The following is a 1,612-nucleotide window of genomic DNA, read 5'->3' as shown; positions in this document are numbered from 1 at the left end:
GAGCGCGCGGCGGGCGGGGGCCGGTGAGCGGGGCGGCGGCCAGTACGGACCCGTACCCGGCGGGCCTGTGCGGGACCGCCGCACGAGCCGCCCGAGCCGAGCGCGGCGGGAGCAGTGGGAGCGGCGGAAGCGGTGGGCAACGCCGGTCGCGGACAGGGTCCGTGGGGCGCGAGCCCCGTATCCGAGCGGTGCCCGCGCCATTGGGCTGTCCGGAGTCCGTGGCGCCCGACGTCGGCACCCCCTCCATGCCCGCCGCCCGACCAGCCCCATGCCCGCCGCCCGGAGTCGCCGACCGACATCCGCCGCTCCCTCGACCGGCGTTTCGTCCAGAAGCCCGCTCGACCTGAGCCACGGGTGGGGGCCGCCGTCAGGCACTCCGGCCCAGAACCGCCCCCGCCCGCGCGGAGCGCTACCCGCAGCCGCAGGCCGACAGTGCCGAGGCCGTCTGGTCCAGGGCGGACTGGGCCGCTTCCGGGTTGGTGGTGTCGGAGGCGAGGAAGGCGAAGGAGAGGAGGCGGCCGCCCGCGTCCACGACGGTGCCGGCGAGGGTGTTGACGCCGGTGAGGGTGCCGGTCTTGGCGCGGACCACTCCGGCGGCCCCGTCGGTGTAGCGCTCGGCGAGGGTGCCGGTGAAGCCGCCGACGGGGAGGCCGGTGAGGACGGGACGCAGGCCGGGCCGGGTCGGGTCGGCGGCCTTGGCCAGGAGCGAGGTCAGGAGGTCGGCCGTCAGGCGGTCGTCGCGGTTGAGGCCGCTGCCGTCGTGGAAGGCGGCGCCCTTCATGGGCAGCCCGAGCTTGGTCAGCCGGGCGGCGATGGCCTGTGCGCCGCCCGCGAAGCTGCCCGGTCGCCCGGAGGCGAGGGCGGTCTGGCGGGCCAGGGCCTCGGCGATGTCGTTGTCGCTGTTGGTGAGCATCCGCTCGACCAGGTCGGACAGCGGCGGCGAGGCGACGGTGGCGAGGGTCTGCGCGCGCCCGGTGGCCTTGGAGGGGCCGGGCGGGGTCGCGGTGATCCCGGCGTCCTTCAGGAACCCGGCGAAGGCGCGGGCCGCCTCGGCCGCCGGGTCGGCCACCCGGGTCACGGGGCCGTGGTCGGAGCCGTCGGTGCGGCCCTCGTCGGCGGTGAGCGCGGTGACGGGGGCGAGGTTGTCGTTGACGCCGATGGGGTGCAGGGAGGGTCCGGAGAAGAGCGTCGTGTCGTAGGAGAGCGTGATCTTGTGGATGCCGCGCTTGCCCAGGGCGACGGCGGTGTCCCGGGCCAGGGTGCGCAGGCTCGCCCACTCGCCGGGTGCCTTGTGCGCGGTCAGGGTGGGGTCGCCGCCGCCGACCAGGACCAGTTCCCGGGTGTCGGGTTCGAGCGCGGTGCGGGTGGTGAGGCGGTGGTCCGGGCCGAGCGCGGAGAGCACGGCCACGGCGGTGGCGATCTTCGTGGTGGAGGCGGGCGTGAGGGACTTGCCGCTGTCGGCGCCGTAGAGCCGCTCGCCGGTGCTCATGTCGACGACGGCCGCCGCGTGCCCGGCGGAGAGCGCCGGGGCGTCCAGGAGCGGGTCCAGGACCTCCGCGAGCGGCTTGCCGCCCTTCGCGGGGTCCTGGTCGGTCCGCGCGGCCGTCGCGGC

At 76.9% G+C, this 1,612-nt stretch carries 1 protein-coding gene; it reads right to left on the bottom strand.

All coding sequences use genetic code 11. The annotated features are described in order from the left end of the window. Window positions 1-409: 409 nt before the first annotated feature. On the bottom strand, window positions 410-1,612 hold a 1,203-nt coding region (dacB, locus tag GTW40_RS32435), incomplete at its 5' end, for a D-alanyl-D-alanine carboxypeptidase/D-alanyl-D-alanine-endopeptidase (RefSeq protein WP_161183706.1).

Origin of the sequence: Streptomyces sp. SID4985, from assembly GCF_009863025.1 — a bacterium.
In the GTDB taxonomy this organism is placed as follows: domain Bacteria; phylum Actinomycetota; class Actinomycetes; order Streptomycetales; family Streptomycetaceae; genus Streptomyces.
This window is presented reverse-complemented; position numbering and strand designations above follow the sequence as displayed.